This is a genomic window from Kitasatospora kazusensis, assembly GCF_039529945.1.
GTDB lineage: Bacteria > Actinomycetota > Actinomycetes > Streptomycetales > Streptomycetaceae > Kitasatospora > Kitasatospora kazusensis.
Window position 1 is genome coordinate 74128 of record NZ_BAAANT010000001.1, and the last position, 15876, is coordinate 90003.

The following is a 15876-nucleotide window of genomic DNA, read 5'->3' on the forward strand; positions in this document are numbered from 1 at the left end:
CGTTCCGTACGGGTACCTCCCGTTTGCGTCCGTTCGAAGGGTCAGCCGTCCTGCCGGGCCCGCTTCACCGAGCCGACCACCCCGGCCACCACCAGCAGCAGCCCGGCGGGCAGCAGCGAGGTGAACAGCGCCCCGAACAGCCCCCAGCTGCCCAGGATCGTCAGCGCCAGCGTGTTCAGCACCAGCAGCGCGCCGGCGGCCGGCACCGCCGACTCCCAGGGGTGCTGCTCCGCCCAGCGGTGCACCCGGCGGTCGCGGGTGTCCTTGCGGACCTTGCCGCCCACGGTGCCCACCAGGAAGAAGAAGAACAACGCCAGGCTGACCGGCCCGGCCAGGATGTCCAACGACCAGTGGCCGGTCACCACGTCGATCCCGAGCGCCGCAGCACCCACCACCGCGCCGACACCGGCGGCCGTCCGCCAGGGCCCGAGCGTCGCCGAGGCGACGGCGAGCTGTCGGCTGTCACTTCGCGACAAGTCTCCGTTTCCCATGCCTCCACGGTGCTCCGCCGCTGCCGCGGAAGCCATAGGGGCAACCCCTGAGTTTCCCCTGACCGACCCTGAGACCCGCGGCACGCTCCGCTGGGGTTCTCCTGTCCAGATAGGGGCAACCCAAGGGGCGCGGGGAACTGCGCGAGTCGGGAGTAAACGGTCCGGTGCCTTCCGCCCTCGCGCAGTTCCTCGCGCCCCTTGGATGGCGCGACCTCGGGCGAGCTGCACAGCGGCTGACCACAGCGTGGACGGCCACCCCGGTAGGGGGCGGCGTGGTGGGAGGATGAACCGCACAGCGGACTCGAAGGAGCGGGCATGGGTACCGGACAGAAGATCGCCTTCCTCGGCACCGGCAAGATCGGGGAGGCCCTGCTCTCCGGGCTGCTGCGCTCGGGGAAGGATCCGGCCGATGTGCTGGTCACCACCCGCCGTCCCGACCGGGCCGCCGAGCTCACCGAGCGGTACGGCGTCGTGGTCGTCTCCAACGCCGAGGCCGCCAAGCTCGCGGACACGCTGATCCTGGCCGTGAAGCCGCAGGACATGGGCACGCTGCTGGACGAGCTGGCCCCGCACGTCGGCGCCGACCGGCTGGTCATCTCCGCCGCCGCCGGCATCCCGACCGCCTGGTTCGAGGAGCGGCTCGCGGCGGGTACGCCGGTGGTCCGGGTGATGCCCAACACGCCCGTCCTGGTGGACGAGGGCATGAGCGTGATCTCGGGCGGCTCGTACGCCGAGGAGGTGCACCTGGAGCGGGCGGAGGCGATCTTCCGCTCGGTCGGCAAGGCACTCCGGCTGCCGGAGTCGCAGCAGGACGCGGCCACCGCGCTCTCCGGTTCGGGCCCGGCGTACTTCTACTTCCTGGTCGAGGCGATGACGGACGCGGGCATCCTGCTCGGCCTGCCCCGGCACGTGGCGCACGACCTGATCGTCCAGTCGGCGATCGGCGCCTCCGTCATGCTGCGGGATTCGGGCGAGCACCCCGTCAAGCTGCGCGAGGCCGTCACCTCTCCGGCCGGCACCACCATCGCGGCCATCCGCGAGCTGGAGAACCACGGTGTCCGGGCCGCGCTGCTGAGCGCCCTGGAGGCGGCCCGCGACCGCTCCCGCGAGCTGGCCTCCGGCGGCAAGTAGGCAGGGACGTAGCCTGACCGGGTGACCTACGACCTGGTGATCTTCGACAATGACGGTGTGCTCGTGGACAGCGAGCCGATCTCGAACCGGGTGCTCGCCGAGTACCTGACCGAGCTCGGCCACCCGACCACGGTCGAGGACTCCTACCGGGACTTCATGGGCTGCGCCGCCCACACCATCCACGACGTGATCGGCGAGCGGTACGGCGCGCGGCTGCCGGAGGGTTTCGACGAGCTGTTCCACGCCCGGGTGTTCGCCGCCTTCGAGCGCGAACTCACCGCTGTGGCCGGGGCGGAGCAGGTGCTGAAGACGTTGCAGCAGCGCGGCGTCCGGTACTGCGTGGCCTCCTCCGCGCACCACGAGTGGATCCGTACCGCCCTCGACCTCACCGGCCTGCGCGGCTACCACGCGGAGGAACGGATCTTCAGCGCGCAGGACGTCGGCGTCGGCAAGCCGGCCCCGGACCTGTTCCTGCACGCCGCCCGCACCCTCGGCGTCGACCCGGCCCGCTGCCTGGTGGTCGAGGACAGCCGCAACGGCGTCCTGGCCGCCCGCGCCGCCGCCATGGACGTGTACGGCTACGCCGCTCTCACCGACCCCGCGAAGCTGACCGGCGCGGGTGCGACCGGCCTGCTCGCCGGGCTGCCGGAGCTGCTGCCGCTGCTGGCGGGCTGAATCGGTACGGTCGCACCCCTCCCGCAACGGCCGTCCAGGACCTACGCTCTCGCCAACATCCACCTACCGGTGAGTAGCGAGGTCGGCCCATGCAGGAAGAGACCACGGCGCGACTACGGCAGGCCCGGGCGGCCCTTGCGGTCGGCTTCCTGCTGCAAGGCACCACCTTCGCCCTGCTGGTCACCTGCATCCCCGAGATCCAGAAGCAGTACGGGCTCAGCGACGGCCTGTTGCCGGTCTTCCTGGCGGCCGTGCCGATCCTGGCGGGCGTCGGCTCGATCACCTCGGAGCAACTGGTCCGGCGGACCAGCGCCCGGACGGTGCTGCGGGTGGTCCAGCCCGCCGTCTGCCTGGCCCTCGCCGGGGCCGGGCTCGGTGACACGCTCTGGCAACTCGCCGTCGCACTCGGGCTGTTCGGGCTGCTGGTGGGTGCGCTGGACGCGAGTATGAACATGCTCGGCGTCGGGCTGCAGCGCCGGTACGGACGCAGCATCATGCTCGGCTTCCACGCCGCGTTCAGCCTCGGCGGCATCGTCGGCGCCGCCGTCGCGGGCCTCGGCTCGCACGGCCACCTCGGCCTGCGCACCCTGTTCGGCGGCGCCGCCGCCGTGCTGGTCCCGCTCGCACTGCTGGCCGGCACCCGGTTCGCCGGACGGGCCGAACTCGGCGACGCCGTACGGGAGGCCGCCGAGGCCGCCGCCCGGTCCATTCCGTGGCGCCCGCTGCTGCCGCTGTGCGCCGCGATGGCCTTCGCCTACATCGCGGACGCCTCGGTCTCCAACTACAGCGTCAAGTACCTCACCGACGGGCTCGGCAGCCCGGCGGACGTGGCCAAGCTCTCCTACCTCGGCTACATGGTCGCGCTGCTGCTCGGCCGTACGGTCGGTGACCGGGCCGTCCAGCGCTGGGGAGCCGTCCCGGTGGTGCGGACGGGCTCGGCGGTTGCCGCGCTCGGCTTCGTGCTGGCCGCCGCGGCGCCCGCGCCCTGGGCCGGGATCGCCGGGTTCGCTGTGCTCGGGTTCGGCATCTGCGCGATCATCCCGCAGGTCTTCGCGGCCGGCGGACGCCTCTTCCCGGCCGACTCGGACGCCGCCGTGGCCCGGCTCAACCTCTTCAACTACGTCGGCTTCCTGGTCGGTTCGCCCCTGGTCGGTGCCATCGCGGACGCCAGCTCCTACCGCCTGGCGATGCTGGCCCCCGCCCTCCTGGTGCTCGCCGTCCTCCCCCTCGCCCGCCACTTCGCGGCGCCCCGGGCAGGCGGGGCACCGCACGGGAACGGCAGCGGCGGAGCCGCACCCGCCGCGGCGCACAGCTCCTCGCGCCCGTAGGTGGTGCGCGGCCGGGCGCGCGGCGGAGCTACCTTTGGACCATGCCCGAAGCCGAACGTGCCGCCGCGACCTGCGGTCTCGACCTCTACTGGGACGAGGGCGTCACCGCGTACGACTTCGGCCCCGGCCACCCGATGGACCCGGCCCGGCTGGCGCTGACCATGCGCCTGGTCGAGTCGCTCGGCCTGGCCGCCGGGCCCGGCGTCACCGTGCGGGCCGCTCCGGCCGCCGGGGACTCCACGCTCAGGCTGGTGCACACCCGCGAGTACGTCGACGCGGTCAGACGGGTGGCCGCCGACCCCGCGCTGTCCGACCGGCGGCACGGCCTCGGGACGGACGACAACTGGGCCTTCGCCGCCCAGCACAGCGCCTCCGCCCTGATCGCCGGGCAGTCGGTCGCCGCGGCCGAGTCGGTCTGGCGGGGCGGCGGCCACGCGGTGAACTTCGCCGGCGGCCTGCACCACGCGATGCCCGACCGGGCGTCCGGGTTCTGCGTCTACAACGACGCGGCGCTCGCCGTCGCCCGGCTGCTGGAGCTGGGCGCCGAGCGGGTCGCGTACGTCGACCTGGACGTGCACCACGGCGACGGCGTGCAGCAGGCGTTCTGGGACGACCCCCGGGTGCTCACCGTCTCGATACACGAGCACCCCGCCACGCTCTTCCCCGAGACCGGCTGGGCCACCGAGAGCGGCGGCCCCGGGGCACCCGGCTCCGCCGTCAACCTCCCGCTGCCGGCCGGCACCGGCGACGCCGGGTGGCTGCGGGCCTTCCACGCGATCGTGCCCGAGCTGCTCGCGGCCTTCCGGCCGCAGGCGCTGGTCAGCCAGCACGGCGCCGACACCCACGCCGACGACCCGCTCGCGCACCTGGCGGTGAGCCTGGACGCGCAGCGGCTGGCGGCGGAGTCCGTGCACGAGCTGGCGCACCGGTACGCCGACGGCCGCTGGGTGGCGCTCGGCGGCGGCGGGTACGCGGTGGCGGAGGTCGTCCCCAGGGCCTGGACCCACCTGGTCGGGACGGCCGCCGGGCGGCCGGTCGACCCGGCCACCGAGACCCCGCAGGAGTGGCGCGCCGAGGTGCACCGGCTGACCCGGCAGCAGGCGCCGCTGCGGATGACGGACGGCGCCGACCCGGTGTGGCGGGACTTCCACGACGACGGCTACGACCCGGGCGACCGGCTCGACCAGGCGATCCTGGCCACCCGGCGCGCGGTCTTCCCGCACCACGGCCTGCTGCCGTGACACCGGCCGAGCGGAGCCGGGCCGAGCTGCGCGAACACCTGATCCGGCGACGGCTGGCCGGCCCGGACACCCCGACACCACGCCAGAAGAACCTCCGCAGCTACCGGCTGTTCGGCCAGGGCGACCCGGCCGCGCTGATGGGGCTGGACCCGGAGGGCCGGTGGGGCGCCGGAGCGGTGCTGGAGCTGATGGCCGAGCGCTGCGGCGTCCACCCCGGGTCCGGCTACGGCAGCGGCCCGGACACCATCGACCCGGACCGCACCCTGGACGCCCTGGACCGGCTCGCCGGGCTCGTCCGCCGGACGGCCCGCCGCCGGGGCACCGTGCTCGCCGGCACCGGCCACCCGACCCAGCTGACGGCCTTCCACACCGCGCTCGCCCAGGCGCTCGAAGCAGCCGGCTGCACCCTGCTCACCCCCGCGCGGGGCGCGCGCTTCCGCGAGCCCACCCCGGACGGGAACCGGGCCTGCGTACTCGACTACCTCGGGCCGGTCGCGGTCGTCCGGTCGCTCGACGGCGGATCGGCGAAGCCGGGCAGGACCTCCCCGGGCACCCTGCTGCACACCCACTCGGCGCAGCCCGTCCGGCTCGCGCTGGCCGCGCTGGCCCAGGCGGGTGAACCCCTGCCGGACCTGCTGCTGGGCGACCACGGCTGGCTCTGCGGCGCGGGGCGCCTCGGCGTCCCGGCGGGCGGGCTCGCGGACTCCAACGACCCGGCGCCGTTCGTCGGCGAGGCCGAGGGCACCGTCGCGGTGGCGGTACCGGTGGATGACGGTGCGTATCCGCAGTGCTACAAGCCACTGAGTGACTACGTACTGCAACGGGCGGATCTCGCACCGTACAAGGACTGAGCTTCTCCCCCTTCCCACTGGTACCACCCTTAACTACTCTGGGGATACACGTGTGCCGGTGGAGTCACCGGAGGGGAAGCCGGTGCCTTGCACACGGGTAAGGGTCGGGTGAGGTCATGAGTTCCGGCGAACGCCCCCTGCAGGAGGTCGTCTTCCTGACCGTGGCAGAAGTTGCCTCGGTCATGCGGGTGTCCAAGATGACGGTGTACCGCCTGGTGCACAGCGGAGAGCTTCCGGCCATCCGGGTCGGCCGCTCCTTCCGGGTCCCCGAACAGGCGGTCCACGAGTACCTCAAGGAGTCCTACGTGCGGCTCGAAAGCGCGTAGCCGACGGGTGCTCGGCGTGTAGTCCGCCACCAATTCCACCGCCGGTTTCCCGCGCGTTGGGGACACGATTACGGTGCTGGGCGCACGGAAGGTAGGCTAGGCCCTCCGTCAGTCGTATGGACTCCCGTCTCTCACGGGCGTGAGTCTCAGTGAGCGAGGGTTGTTCCGTGGGCTCTGTCATCAAGAAGCGTCGCAAGCGTATGGCCAAGAAGAAGCACCGCAAGCTTCTGAAGCGGACTCGCGTTCAGCGTCGCAACAAGAAGTAACACTGCGGTAGGCGCTTCTCCCCGCTCCGGCGGGGGTCGGCCGACCCACGGACGCGCCCAGTGCGCGCCAGGTGTGCACACCGCCCGCTCCGGCCTCGGCCGGCGCGGGCGGTGCTGTTTTCCGTACCGGAAGTGCACTTGCTCAGCCACAAGCAGGGGCGCGGGGAACTGCGCGAAAGCGGGAGGGCGCAGGTCGTCGCCTTCCGATCTCGCGCAGTTCCCCGCGCCCCTGGCTGTGGCCGAGCGGCTGATCGCTCCCGAGAATCGGGGTCCGCATTAGCGTCACTGAAACGGGTGCGCGGTACGGTGCTGGCAGGGCTCCGGCGTGGGCTCCCGGCCGAGGAGGGTGCAGCAGCGTGGGCAAGGTCGTGCTCGTCACCGGGGTGTCCCGCCGGCTCGGCGCGCGCTTCGCCGCCGCGATCGGCACCCGTCCGGACGTCGACCGGGTGATCGGGGTGGACGCCCACCCCGCCGCGGACGCCGCGTCGGGCGGGTACCGGTTCGTCCAGGTCGACCTGCGCCGCCCGGCGATCGCCCGGGTGATCGCCGAGCACGACGTCGACACCGTCGTCCACCTCGACGTCAGCGCCTGCGGCCCCGGCAACCGGGGCGTCGTCAAGGAACGCAACGTCATCGGGACCATGCAGCTGCTCGGCGCCTGCCAGAAGGCCCCGGGCCTGCGCCGCCTGGTGGTGAAGTCGACCACCGGCGTGTACGGCTCCGCACCCCGTGACCCGGCCGTCTTCGGCGAGCGGATGCAGCCCAAGAACCTGCCGGACGGCGGCTTCGCCAAGGACGCCACCGAGGTCGAGGGCTACGTCCGGGGCTTCGCCCGCCGCCGCCCCGACGTCGCCGTCACGGTGCTCCGCTTCGCCAACATCCTCGGCTCGGCCGGCGCCGTCGGCTCGGACGCCGGGCCGCTCAGCGAGTACTTCGCGCTGCCGCTGCTGCCGACCGTGCTCGGGCACGACCCCCGCCTGCAGTTCGTCCACGAGGACGACGCCGTGGAGGTGCTCCGGCTGGCCGCCGTCGAGCCCCGCGAGGGCACCGTCAACACCGGGACGTTCAACGTCGCCGGGGACGGCGTCCTGCTGCTCTCGCAGTGCGCCCGCCGCCTCGGCCGCCCGACCGTGCCGCTGCTGCGGCCCGCGCTCGGCCTGGTCGCCGGGCTGGTCCGGCAGACCCGGGTGGTCGACATCTCCCCGGAGCAGATCCGGCTGCTCGCCCACGGCCGGGTGGTGGACACCACCCGGCTGCGCGAGACCTTCGGCTACCTGCCGCGGTACTCCACCCCGGAGGCGTTCGCCGACTTCGCGGCCGCCCAGCCCGCCGGCCTGCTGCCGCCCGCCCGGCTGACCGCCGTCACCGACCGGCTGACCCGGCTGCTCGGCCCGGAGCCGCACCGCCGTCCCGCACTTGATCCGAACCACTCGTCGAGGAGCTGAGGCTGCGATGACAGCTGCGAGGGAGTACGCGTCCGAGGCCCGGGTGATCCCGATCGAGTCCGCGCCCAGCTGGCAGGGCGAGCCGGAGCCCGCCGGCGCCGAGCGGATCGCCGACCGGATCGCCGAGGCCGTCGGCGGCGCGCTGGCCGGCCGGTTCGGCGCCGCCGCGGACCGGGCGCTCGGCAAGGGCTGGGAGAACCGCGCCGCCAACGGCCTGGCCTTCCTACGCCGCCGGATCACCGGCGACTACGAGGTCGACGAGTTCGGGTTCGACCAGGAGCTCACCGAGGAGGTCTTCCTCTCGCTGCTGCGCCCGCTGGCCGAGAAGTACTTCCGGATCGAGGTGCGCGGCATCGAGAACATCCCGGCCGAGGGCGGGGTGCTGATCGTCTCCAACCACTCCGGCACGATCCCGCTGGACGCCCTGATGACCCAGGTCGCCATCCACGACCACCACCCGCAGCGTCGGCACCTGCGGATGCTCGCCGCCGACCTGGTCTTCGTGCTGCCGGTCGCGGGTGAGGTGGCCCGCAAGGCCGGGCACACGCTGGCCTGCAACGAGGACGCCCAGGCGCTGCTGGAGCGCGGCGAGGTGGTCGGGGTCTGGCCGGAGGGCTTCAAGGGGATCGGCAAGCCCTTCGCCGAGCGGTACAAGCTCCAGCGCTTCGGGCGCGGCGGGTTCGTCGCCTCCGCGCTGCGGGCCCAGGTGCCGATCGTGCCGTGCTCGATCGTCGGGGCGGAGGAGACCTACCCGATGATCGGCAATCTCAAGCCGCTGGCCCGGCTGCTCGGGCTGCCGTACCTGCCGGTCACCCCGACCTTCCCCTGGCTCGGCCCGCTGGGCGCGCTGCCGCTGCCGACCAAGTGGACCATCCAGTTCGGCGAGCCGATCCCGACCGACAGCCACCCCAAGGAGGCGGCCGACGACCCGATGCTGGTCTTCGACCTGACCGACCAGGTCCGCGAGACCATCCAGCACACCCTGTACAAGTTGCTGATGCAGCGGAGGTCGGTGTTCTTCTGAGCCCCGGGCTGTGGAAGATTGTGCTCCGTTCCCAGAACCGCCCGCGCGGATGTCGCGTCGTACGGCTGGGCAGTCACCGGAATCGTGTGGGGGCGTCGTGAGCAACGAGATCTACTTCAGCAACAACTACAGAGACATGTGCGAGCAGTACGGCACCGGCGCGGGCTTCCAGTTCGAGTTCCACTGCTCGCGCTGCTCGGACACCTGGCGTTCGCCGTTCGAGGTCTTCAGCGCCGGCCGGGCGGCGAGCTGGGTCAACAAGGGCGTCTCCGCGGCCTGGTCCATGCTCAGCGGCAACGGCGGCAGCACCATCACCAACGCCGCCGACGGCCTCGCCGGAGCGGCCTGGGGCAAGTCCCGCGACACCGCCTTCGAGCGCGCGATCGAGAACGCCCAGGGGCACTTCGACCGCTGCGCGCGGTGCACCTCGTACGTCTGCGGCAAGTGCTGGAACGCCGGCCTCGGCCTCTGCTTCTCCTGTGCCCCCGACACCGCCGCCGAGGCGGAGGCCGCGCGCCGGCGCGGCGTCAACGACATGGTCGGGGAGCGCGCGTACGCGGCCGGGCAGCAGACCGGGCAGGGCTACGACGTCTCCGCGCCCCGGCAGCTGGTCTGCCCGCAGTGCAACCACGAGACGCACGGCGCGGCGTTCTGCGGCTCCTGCGGCTTCAAGCTCGCCTCGCCGTCGGCCTGCGGGTCCTGCCAGGCGGACGTGCCGGAGGGGTCGGCGTTCTGCCCGAGCTGCGGGACGCGGCGCTGAGCTGAGCTGTACGCATACGGGCAACCACAGCAGGGGCGCGGGGAACTGCGCGAGCAACCGTGCACGGACGTCGTGCCTCGGTCGCGCAGTTCCCCGCGCCCCTGGGGGGTCAGAGCGTCAGGCCGGGGAGCAGGCCCGGGAGGAGGGGCGGGAGGGTGAGGCCCTGCCCGCCGTCCGGGGTGGTGCTGGGTGCCGTCGACGGGGCCGGGGGGACCACCGACTTGCCGGCCGGCTGGCCGGGCGCCGGGCTGCTGGACGGGGTGGTGCCGTTGCCGGTGAGCCCGTCCGTCAGGCCGTGGACGATGCTGCCCACGCCGCCGCCGGTGCCGGTGCCGCCACCCGCCGAAGTGCCCTGCCCGGTGTCGGCGCCACCGGAGGAGTCCGGTACGGCCGAGGAACTGCGGGGCTCGCCCTGGGCCGGTCCGGTGCTCTCGCCGGGGGTCTGGGCGCCGGGGGCGGTGTGGGCGGGGGTGCCGCTCTTGCCGGGCGGCTGCTCCAGGTGGAGCGGTGCCACGTCCTCGCTCATGTCGCCGAAGAGCTGGTCGACCTTGCTGGCCTGGGTGGTCAGCTGCGGGGGCAGGTGCTCCTGCAGGGCGGCCCAGCGGCCGTCCTCGCCGTCGGCGAAGGTGGCCAGCCTGCGCATCGGGGTGAGCGAGCCGTTGCTCCGGTAGACCGACCGCAGCAGGTCGCGGCCCTTGATGGCCTCGGCGTGCATGTCGTCCAGGGCCCGGCGGACCTGGTCCACGGTGTCCGGGCTGAGCCCGGACACCGGGCCGGTGCCCGCCCGCCCGAGCAGGCCCTGGGCCTCCTCCAGGCGGGTGGAGGCCTGGTCGAGCAGCAGCGCGCCGCGTTCGGTGTCGCTGCCGGCCCAGTCGAGCCGCAGGCCCTCCAAGCCACGCTTCATCCCGTAGAGCGCGTCCCCGGGCAGGGCGTTGGTGCTCGCCGCGGCCGCGCCGGCGAAGCTGCCGACGGCGACCCCGGCGACCAGGCCGCCGATGGCGAGCCGCCGCCCCCAGCGCCTGCGCCCGCCGGCCCTGGCCGCGCGGTGGGTGCGCTGCTGCGGCACCCGGGCGGCCGGACCGCCCGCCCACTCCTGCTCGAACGCGGCCATCAGCTGGGCGCGTTGAACCGTCCGGGCTTCCATGCTCAGCTCTGGCGCGGGCAGCGCACCGAGCGCGCCCGCCATGCCGAGTAGCTCCGCCATCGCGGCCGAACCCCTCGGCGGGCCGCTCGACGGACCACTGTCGGGTCCGTCCTCCGTACGGTGGGCCTCCAGCGCCTCGGCGAAGGCCCTCGCCCGCCGGTGCTCCAGCACGTTTGCCGTCACGGGCCACACCTCCCTTCGTCGTTGTCGACACCCTGGCCCGCCGGACGGTTGCCTCGGTGAGCCAAAACCACACCATCGGGTGACATGGCCTGGTACCGCTTGACCCTTGGACCGGTGGGGGTTTGCACGCTGGCCAACGAGTGGTGCCCGGCGTGGGTTACGCACGACTGATCATGTGACCGCCCATTCACCCGCACGTGTCGGGCCGGGGCGGGCGGTGACGGGCAGCCGGTTATCGGGGTCACCGCGGCGGTCACCGCGCGTCAGGGGGCAGCAGACGGGCGAGGGTCCGCACCGCACGGTACTGGAGCGTCTTGATGGCGCCCTCGTTCTTGCCCATGATGCGGGCGGTCTCCGCGACCGAGAGGCCCTGCAGGAAGCGCAGCGTGACGCACTCCTGCTGCTGCGGGTTGAGCCGCCGGACGGCGTCCAGCAGTGCGGCGTTGGAGAGTGACTCCAACACCGAGTCCTCGGGGCTGCGTTCGCACTCGTTGGAGTCCAGCATCTCGCCGGTGGTGACCTCCAGCCGGAACCGGCTGGACTTGAAGTGGTCGGCCACCAGGTTGCGGGCGATCGTCACCAGCCAGGCGCCGAAGTCCCGGCCCTGCCAGGTGAAGGTGCCGATCCGGCGCAGCGCGCGCAGGAAGGTCTCGCTGGTGAGGTCCTCGGCGGTGGCGCGGCTGCCGACCCGGTAGTAGATGTACCGGTAGACGGTGTCCGAGTAGTGGTCGTAGAGCCGCCCGAACGCCTCGCTCTCGCCGTTCTGGGCCTTCTCGACCAGCTCCATGATCGGGTTGTGCTCGGTCTCGAAGCCCGGACTCGGGGTCGTCCGGCTCCGGCTGCGGCTGCCGAGCGCCGCCCGGCCGCGGCTGCCGGTTCCGGTGCCGGTTCCGGTGCCGGAGCCCGCAGCAGCGCCGGTGCCAGTGCCGGTACCGCTGGTCGCGGTGGAGCGCAGGACGGTGCCGCCGGCCAGGACCGGTCCGGCCAGGGCCGGCCCGGGGAGGTACAGCTCGAACTCGCGGATCGCGGCCCACAGGCGGTCGACGCGCGTACCGGAGCGCAGGATTGCGGGCGACGGGCGGCGGGAGGTGGCGGGCGCGTCGTTCCGGACGGGTGGGTACACGGGACTCCCAGAGGCAGAACTGTGGACGGGTCACCTCCGCCTGCGCGGAGAGCACACTTCCTGACCCCCCGTCACAGGGGACGTGTGGGTGGCGTGCATCCAGGAGAGAATAACGCTTTGTGCAATGACAGCTACACCCTGTGGCCGAAGTGGTCGTTTGAGATCCGCTTGGCGTGCATATTCAGCTGGAACTGACCGGAGGCGACCCCATTCGCCGCACTCGTTGTGATCGCCGATGTGCACCGAGTGACAGATTTGGCAGGTGAGGCCGGGGTTTCCCGGATCCGACGGGTCGCAACCCCAGACTTTGCCAAGTTGTCGAACGATCGGATCCGGTCACGGCCGAACCCGTTCGGAAGGGGCGCGCCACGCGGGCGGATTTCGCTCGTAAGCGTGAGCCCGCGAGCGGCCCGACCGAGGTCCGGGCGGCCGGTCCGCCGGGCCCGGACCGGCCCCGGGGAGTACCGCCCGGCCTGCGTGCGGGGCCCTCAGGCGGTGTGCTGCCTGCGCCGGACCGCGACGGCGGCCGCCGTCGCCCCCGCCAGCACGCCGAGCCCGGCGGCGGCCGGCAGGCCGATCCGGGCCGCCCGCCGACCCGTCCGGAAGTCCCGGACCCGCCAGCCCATCCGCCGGGCGTGCCGCCGCAGCGCCGCGTCCGGGTTGACCACGTACGGGTGGCCGACCAGGGCGAGCATCGGGATGTCGTTCGCGGAGTCGCTGAAGGCCGCGCAGTGGCTCAGATCCAGCTGTTCGCGCCGGGCCAGTGCGCTGACCGCCGCGGCCTTGGCCTCGCCGTGCAGCAGCCCGCCGACCAGCCGGCCGGTGTAGACGCCGTCCGCGGCCTCGGCGACGGTGCCGAGCGCGCCCGTCATGCCGAGCCGGCGGGCGATGATCCGGGCCACCTCCAGCGGGGCGGCGGTGACCAGCCAGACCTGCTGGCCGGCGTCCAGGTGCAACTGCACCAGTGCCCGGGTGCCGGGCCAGATCTTCTCGGCGATGACCTGCTCGAAGACCTCCTCGCAGATCTGCTCCACCTCGGCCGTCCGCTTGCCCGCCACCAGGCTCAGCGCCTTGTCCTGGGCGTCCGCGATGTGCGCCGGGTCCTCGGCGCCGAGCCGGAACCAGGCCTGCTGCCAGGCGAACCGGGCGACGTCGCGCCGGTTGAAGAACTTGCGGCGGTAGAGGCCCACGCCGAGGTAGAAGATCGCGGCGCCGCGCAGGATGGTGTTGTCGCAGTCGAAGAAGGCGGCCGCCTGCCGGTCCCCGGGTGTCGGGGTGTGGTCGCCCTCCGGGGCCTTCGGTGCCCGGCCCGGCTTCTTCGGCGCCTCGGCCCGGCCGGCCTCGGCGCGTCGCAGCTCGGCCTGCTGGAGGTCGGCCTCCGCCGCCTCGGCGGCAGCCTCGCCCGCGAGGGCGGTCCGCTCGGTCGGGGAACGCCTTGTCTGGGTGAGCCTTCGCAACGCGGCCATGGCACCGAGCATAGCCAGCCGGGGCCGTTCCCCCCATGACTGCGGCATGCAGGAGTAGTTAAGAGCGTCTGGCAATTGGGGGGTGGGAGAAGGAGCGGCGTCCAGGCGACAGCCCGGGCGTCGCGACGCCGCCCCCCAATTGCCAGACGCTCTAACAACCCGCGTCCGGCACGTACCCCACAATGGGCCGGGTGAGCCCACTGCTGCGACGTGACAAGAAGAAGCCCGCCGACCACACGGTCACCTTGCTGGGCAAGCCCGGCTGCCACCTCTGCGACGACGCCCGCGAGGTGCTCCTGCGGGTCACGGGGGAACTGGGCGCCGCCTTCGAGGAGAAGGACATCACCCAGGACGAGGGCCTGTACCGGACGTACGCGGAGCAGATCCCGGTCACGCTCGTCGACGGACGGCAGCACGACTTCTGGCGGGTGGACGAGCGCCGCCTGCGCACCGCCCTCGGCGCCTGACACCCGGCCCCGACAGCCGGCCCGGCCCCGGCCGGTTCCCCCGCCGAACGGCGGGGGAGCTACGCCGAATCGTTGCCGCAAAGCCGGGAAGCGGTAGCCGGGAGACCCGATTCACCGGCTTACGATCTAATCCGTTCGTATCCGTCGGGGGTCGTCGGGGGCTGAAGGTGCAGGAGACCGCCCATGCCCCCGCCCAAGCGCGGTTACGCCGTGGTCGACGTCGAGGCCACCGGCCGCAGCCCCTGGCGCCACCGGGTGGTCGAGGTCGCCGTCGTCCTGCTCGACGCCGCGCTGCGGACGGAGGGCGAGTTCGCCACCCTGATAGACCCGCTCGGCCCCGTCGGGCCGACCCACGTGCACCGGATCGAGCAGGCCGACGTGGTCGGTGCGCCGCGCTTTCGCGAGGTGGCGCCGCACCTGCTGGAGCAGTTGGCCGGCCGGGTGCTGGTCGGCCACCACGTCACCTGTGACCAGGCCTTCCTGGAGCGCGAGTTCGCCCGGATCGGGGTGCCGCTGCCGGCCGTCCCGCTGCTCTGCACCATGCACCTGGCGCGCGGCCACCTGCAGGAGGCCGGCGGGTACGGCCTGGCGGCCTGTGTGGCGGCGGCCGGTCTCGGCGGGTACCCGGCGCACACCGCGCTCGGCGACGCCCGGGCCACCGCCGATCTGCTGCGGCACTGCGCCCAGGGGTCGGCCCGCCCGTCCGAGGACTGGTCCGGGCCGCTGCGCGAGGCGGCGGGGGTGCCGTGGCCGAGGGTCGGGCAGTCCGACCCGCGCCACCGGGCGGAGCCGCCGGTGCTCCGCCGCGAGGCGCCGTCCGGGCCGTGGCCCGCGCCCGGCACCATGCCTGTCCTCACGCCCGGCCCGATACCCGACCCTGTACCCGGCCCTGCTGCGGGCCGCGCACCCGGCCCCGTACCGGCTCCCCGGCCGGATCCCGCACTGGGGAGCGAGTGATGCGCATCACTGTGTGGGGACAAATCGGACACCATCTTTGTGCACACGTTCACAAACGCATAGCCTGGCTGCCAAAGCCCAGCTTCACCCACAGGAGCACCGTGGCAATCGGCCGATCACCACAGAGCAGTTCGCAGACGCCCGACCAGGGCGCCGCGCGCCGACCCTCGCGTGCCCGGGGAATCCCGGAGGCGACCGTCGCCCGCCTTCCGCTGTACCTGCGGGCGCTCACCGCACTCTCCGAGCGGTCCGTCCCCACCGTGTCCTCCGAGGAGCTCGCGGCCGCCGCCGGGGTGAACTCGGCGAAGCTGCGCAAGGACTTCTCCTACCTCGGCTCGTACGGTACCCGCGGGGTCGGCTACGACGTCGAGTACCTCGTCTACCAGATCTCCCGCGAGCTGGGCCTCACCCAGGACTGGCCGGTCGTCATCGTCGGCATCGGCAACCTGGGCCACGCCCTCGCCAACTACGGCGGGTTCGCCTCCCGCGGCTTCCGGGTCGCCGCCCTGCTGGACGCCGACCCGGCCGTGGTCGGCAGCAGCGCGGCCGGCCTGCCCGTCCGGCACATGGACGAGCTGGAGGAGATCGTGGAGACGCAGGCCGTCTCCATCGGCGTCATCACCACCCCGCCCGGCGCCGCCCAGCAGGTCTGCGACCGGCTGGTGGAGGCCGGTGTGACCAGCATCCTGAACTTCGCCCCGACCGTGCTGACCGTCCCGGACGGCGTGGACGTGCGCAAGGTCGACCTCTCCATAGAGCTCCAGATCCTCGCCTTCCACGAGCAGCGCAAGGCGGGCGAGGAGCCCGACCGGGGCGACTCGGTGCTCGACCGCGCGCCCGGCCCGGTGCGGGCCGCCGCCGCCAAGCTGCGCCGGGCCGCCGGGGCCGCGACCGCCGCCAAGGCCGAGCCGGCCGGCAAGGGCGGCAAGCCCCCGAAGGGCACGGACGGCGAACTCTCCGCGGTGATGCCGGCGTGAGCAGCGATCTGACCTGTACGG

At 73.3% G+C, this 15876-nt stretch carries 17 protein-coding genes; 13 read left to right on the forward strand and 4 right to left on the reverse strand.

Going from position 1 to position 15876, the window contains the following annotated elements; all coding sequences use genetic code 11:
- Positions 1-41 precede the first annotated feature (41 nt).
- A complete protein-coding gene (locus tag ABD330_RS00330) occupies positions 42-476 on the reverse strand; it encodes a hypothetical protein (protein ID WP_344459419.1) in 435 nt (144 codons plus the stop codon).
- A gap of 330 nt (positions 477-806) precedes the next feature.
- On the opposite strand from ABD330_RS00330, the gene proC reads away from it, so the two are divergent.
- The 10 genes from proC (at position 807) to ABD330_RS00380 (ending at position 9538) form a co-directional block, all read left to right on the forward strand.
- Positions 807-1622 (forward strand): pyrroline-5-carboxylate reductase, encoded by an 816-nt coding sequence (gene proC / locus ABD330_RS00335; protein WP_344459421.1) that lies wholly within the window; start codon positions 807-809, stop codon positions 1620-1622.
- A 21-nt stretch (positions 1623-1643) separates the two neighbouring features.
- Complete coding sequence (locus ABD330_RS00340) at positions 1644-2297, forward strand: HAD family hydrolase (RefSeq protein WP_344459423.1); 654 nt, start codon at positions 1644-1646, stop codon at positions 2295-2297.
- A gap of 89 nt (positions 2298-2386) precedes the next feature.
- Entirely contained in the window at positions 2387-3625 is a 1239-nt protein-coding gene (locus tag ABD330_RS00345) for an MFS transporter (protein WP_344459425.1), read from the forward strand.
- 41 nt (positions 3626-3666) lie between these two features.
- Positions 3667-4866, forward strand: coding sequence for an acetoin utilization protein AcuC (locus ABD330_RS00350; protein ID WP_344459427.1), 1200 nt, complete (start codon positions 3667-3669; stop codon positions 4864-4866).
- Positions 4863-5717, forward strand: a complete 855-nt coding sequence (locus ABD330_RS00355) for a phosphatase (protein WP_344459429.1) — start codon at positions 4863-4865, stop codon at positions 5715-5717. Before ABD330_RS00350 ends, ABD330_RS00355 begins: the two co-directional genes overlap by 4 nt.
- A gap of 116 nt (positions 5718-5833) precedes the next feature.
- Positions 5834-6043 carry a helix-turn-helix domain-containing protein gene (locus ABD330_RS00360; RefSeq protein WP_280696416.1) on the forward strand — a complete coding sequence of 70 codons (210 nt, stop codon included), beginning with the start codon at positions 5834-5836 and terminating at the stop codon, positions 6041-6043.
- Between the two features lie 167 nt (positions 6044-6210).
- On the forward strand, positions 6211-6309 hold the full coding sequence (locus ABD330_RS00365; RefSeq protein WP_003948845.1) for a 30S ribosomal protein bS22: 99 nt from the start codon (positions 6211-6213) through the stop codon (positions 6307-6309).
- Between the two features lie 356 nt (positions 6310-6665).
- A complete protein-coding gene (locus ABD330_RS00370) occupies positions 6666-7754 on the forward strand; it encodes an NAD-dependent epimerase/dehydratase family protein (RefSeq protein ID WP_344459434.1) in 1089 nt (362 codons plus the stop codon).
- Positions 7755-7761: 7 nt separating this feature from the next.
- The gene (locus ABD330_RS00375) at positions 7762-8778 is read left to right on the forward strand and encodes a lysophospholipid acyltransferase family protein (RefSeq protein WP_344459436.1); all 1017 of its coding nucleotides are present in this window, start codon (positions 7762-7764) and stop codon (positions 8776-8778) included.
- Between the two features lie 97 nt (positions 8779-8875).
- Positions 8876-9538: a zinc ribbon domain-containing protein gene (locus ABD330_RS00380; protein ID WP_344459438.1), complete on the forward strand. Its 663-nt coding sequence runs from the start codon at positions 8876-8878 to the stop codon at positions 9536-9538.
- A 109-nt stretch (positions 9539-9647) separates the two neighbouring features.
- Here ABD330_RS00380 and ABD330_RS00385 read toward each other — a convergent pair whose 3' ends face one another.
- The 3 genes from ABD330_RS00385 to ABD330_RS00395 form a co-directional block, all read right to left on the reverse strand.
- Entirely contained in the window at positions 9648-10865 is a 1218-nt protein-coding gene (locus ABD330_RS00385) for a DUF5667 domain-containing protein (protein ID WP_344459440.1), read from the reverse strand.
- 253 nt (positions 10866-11118) lie between these two features.
- Positions 11119-11988 carry an ECF subfamily RNA polymerase sigma factor, BldN family gene (locus tag ABD330_RS00390; RefSeq protein ID WP_425555389.1) on the reverse strand — a complete coding sequence of 290 codons (870 nt, stop codon included), beginning with the start codon at positions 11986-11988 and terminating at the stop codon, positions 11119-11121.
- Between the two features lie 488 nt (positions 11989-12476).
- The gene (locus ABD330_RS00395) at positions 12477-13454 is read right to left on the reverse strand and encodes an HAD family hydrolase (protein ID WP_344459442.1); all 978 of its coding nucleotides are present in this window, start codon (positions 13452-13454) and stop codon (positions 12477-12479) included.
- A 191-nt stretch (positions 13455-13645) separates the two neighbouring features.
- Here ABD330_RS00395 and ABD330_RS00400 point away from each other — a divergent pair, with 191 nt between their 5' ends.
- From ABD330_RS00400 to ABD330_RS00410, 3 genes are all read left to right on the forward strand, one after another.
- A complete protein-coding gene (locus tag ABD330_RS00400; protein WP_344459444.1) occupies positions 13646-13921 on the forward strand; it encodes a glutaredoxin family protein in 276 nt (91 codons plus the stop codon).
- A gap of 183 nt (positions 13922-14104) precedes the next feature.
- Positions 14105-14878: a 3'-5' exonuclease gene (locus ABD330_RS00405; RefSeq protein ID WP_344459446.1), complete on the forward strand. Its 774-nt coding sequence runs from the start codon at positions 14105-14107 to the stop codon at positions 14876-14878.
- Between the two features lie 101 nt (positions 14879-14979).
- On the forward strand, positions 14980-15855 hold the full coding sequence (locus ABD330_RS00410) for a redox-sensing transcriptional repressor Rex (protein ID WP_344459448.1): 876 nt from the start codon (positions 14980-14982) through the stop codon (positions 15853-15855).
- Positions 15856-15876: the final 21 nt, after the last annotated feature.

Excerpts from the sequence above, each read along its gene's own strand:
- proC (WP_344459421.1), top strand. The coding sequence starts at position 807 with ATGGGTACCGGACAGAAGATCGCCTTCCTCGGCACCGGCAAGATCGGG.
- ABD330_RS00345 (WP_344459425.1), top strand. The coding sequence starts at position 2,387 with ATGCAGGAAGAGACCACGGCGCGACTACGGCAGGCCCGGGCGGCCCTT.
- ABD330_RS00350 (WP_344459427.1), top strand. The coding sequence starts at position 3,667 with ATGCCCGAAGCCGAACGTGCCGCCGCGACCTGCGGTCTCGACCTCTAC.
- ABD330_RS00360 (WP_280696416.1), top strand. The coding sequence starts at position 5,834 with ATGAGTTCCGGCGAACGCCCCCTGCAGGAGGTCGTCTTCCTGACCGTG.
- ABD330_RS00375 (WP_344459436.1), top strand. The coding sequence starts at position 7,762 with ATGACAGCTGCGAGGGAGTACGCGTCCGAGGCCCGGGTGATCCCGATC.
- ABD330_RS00395 (WP_344459442.1), bottom strand. The coding sequence starts at position 13,454 with ATGGCCGCGTTGCGAAGGCTCACCCAGACAAGGCGTTCCCCGACCGAG.
- ABD330_RS00405 (WP_344459446.1), top strand. The coding sequence starts at position 14,105 with ATGCCCCCGCCCAAGCGCGGTTACGCCGTGGTCGACGTCGAGGCCACC.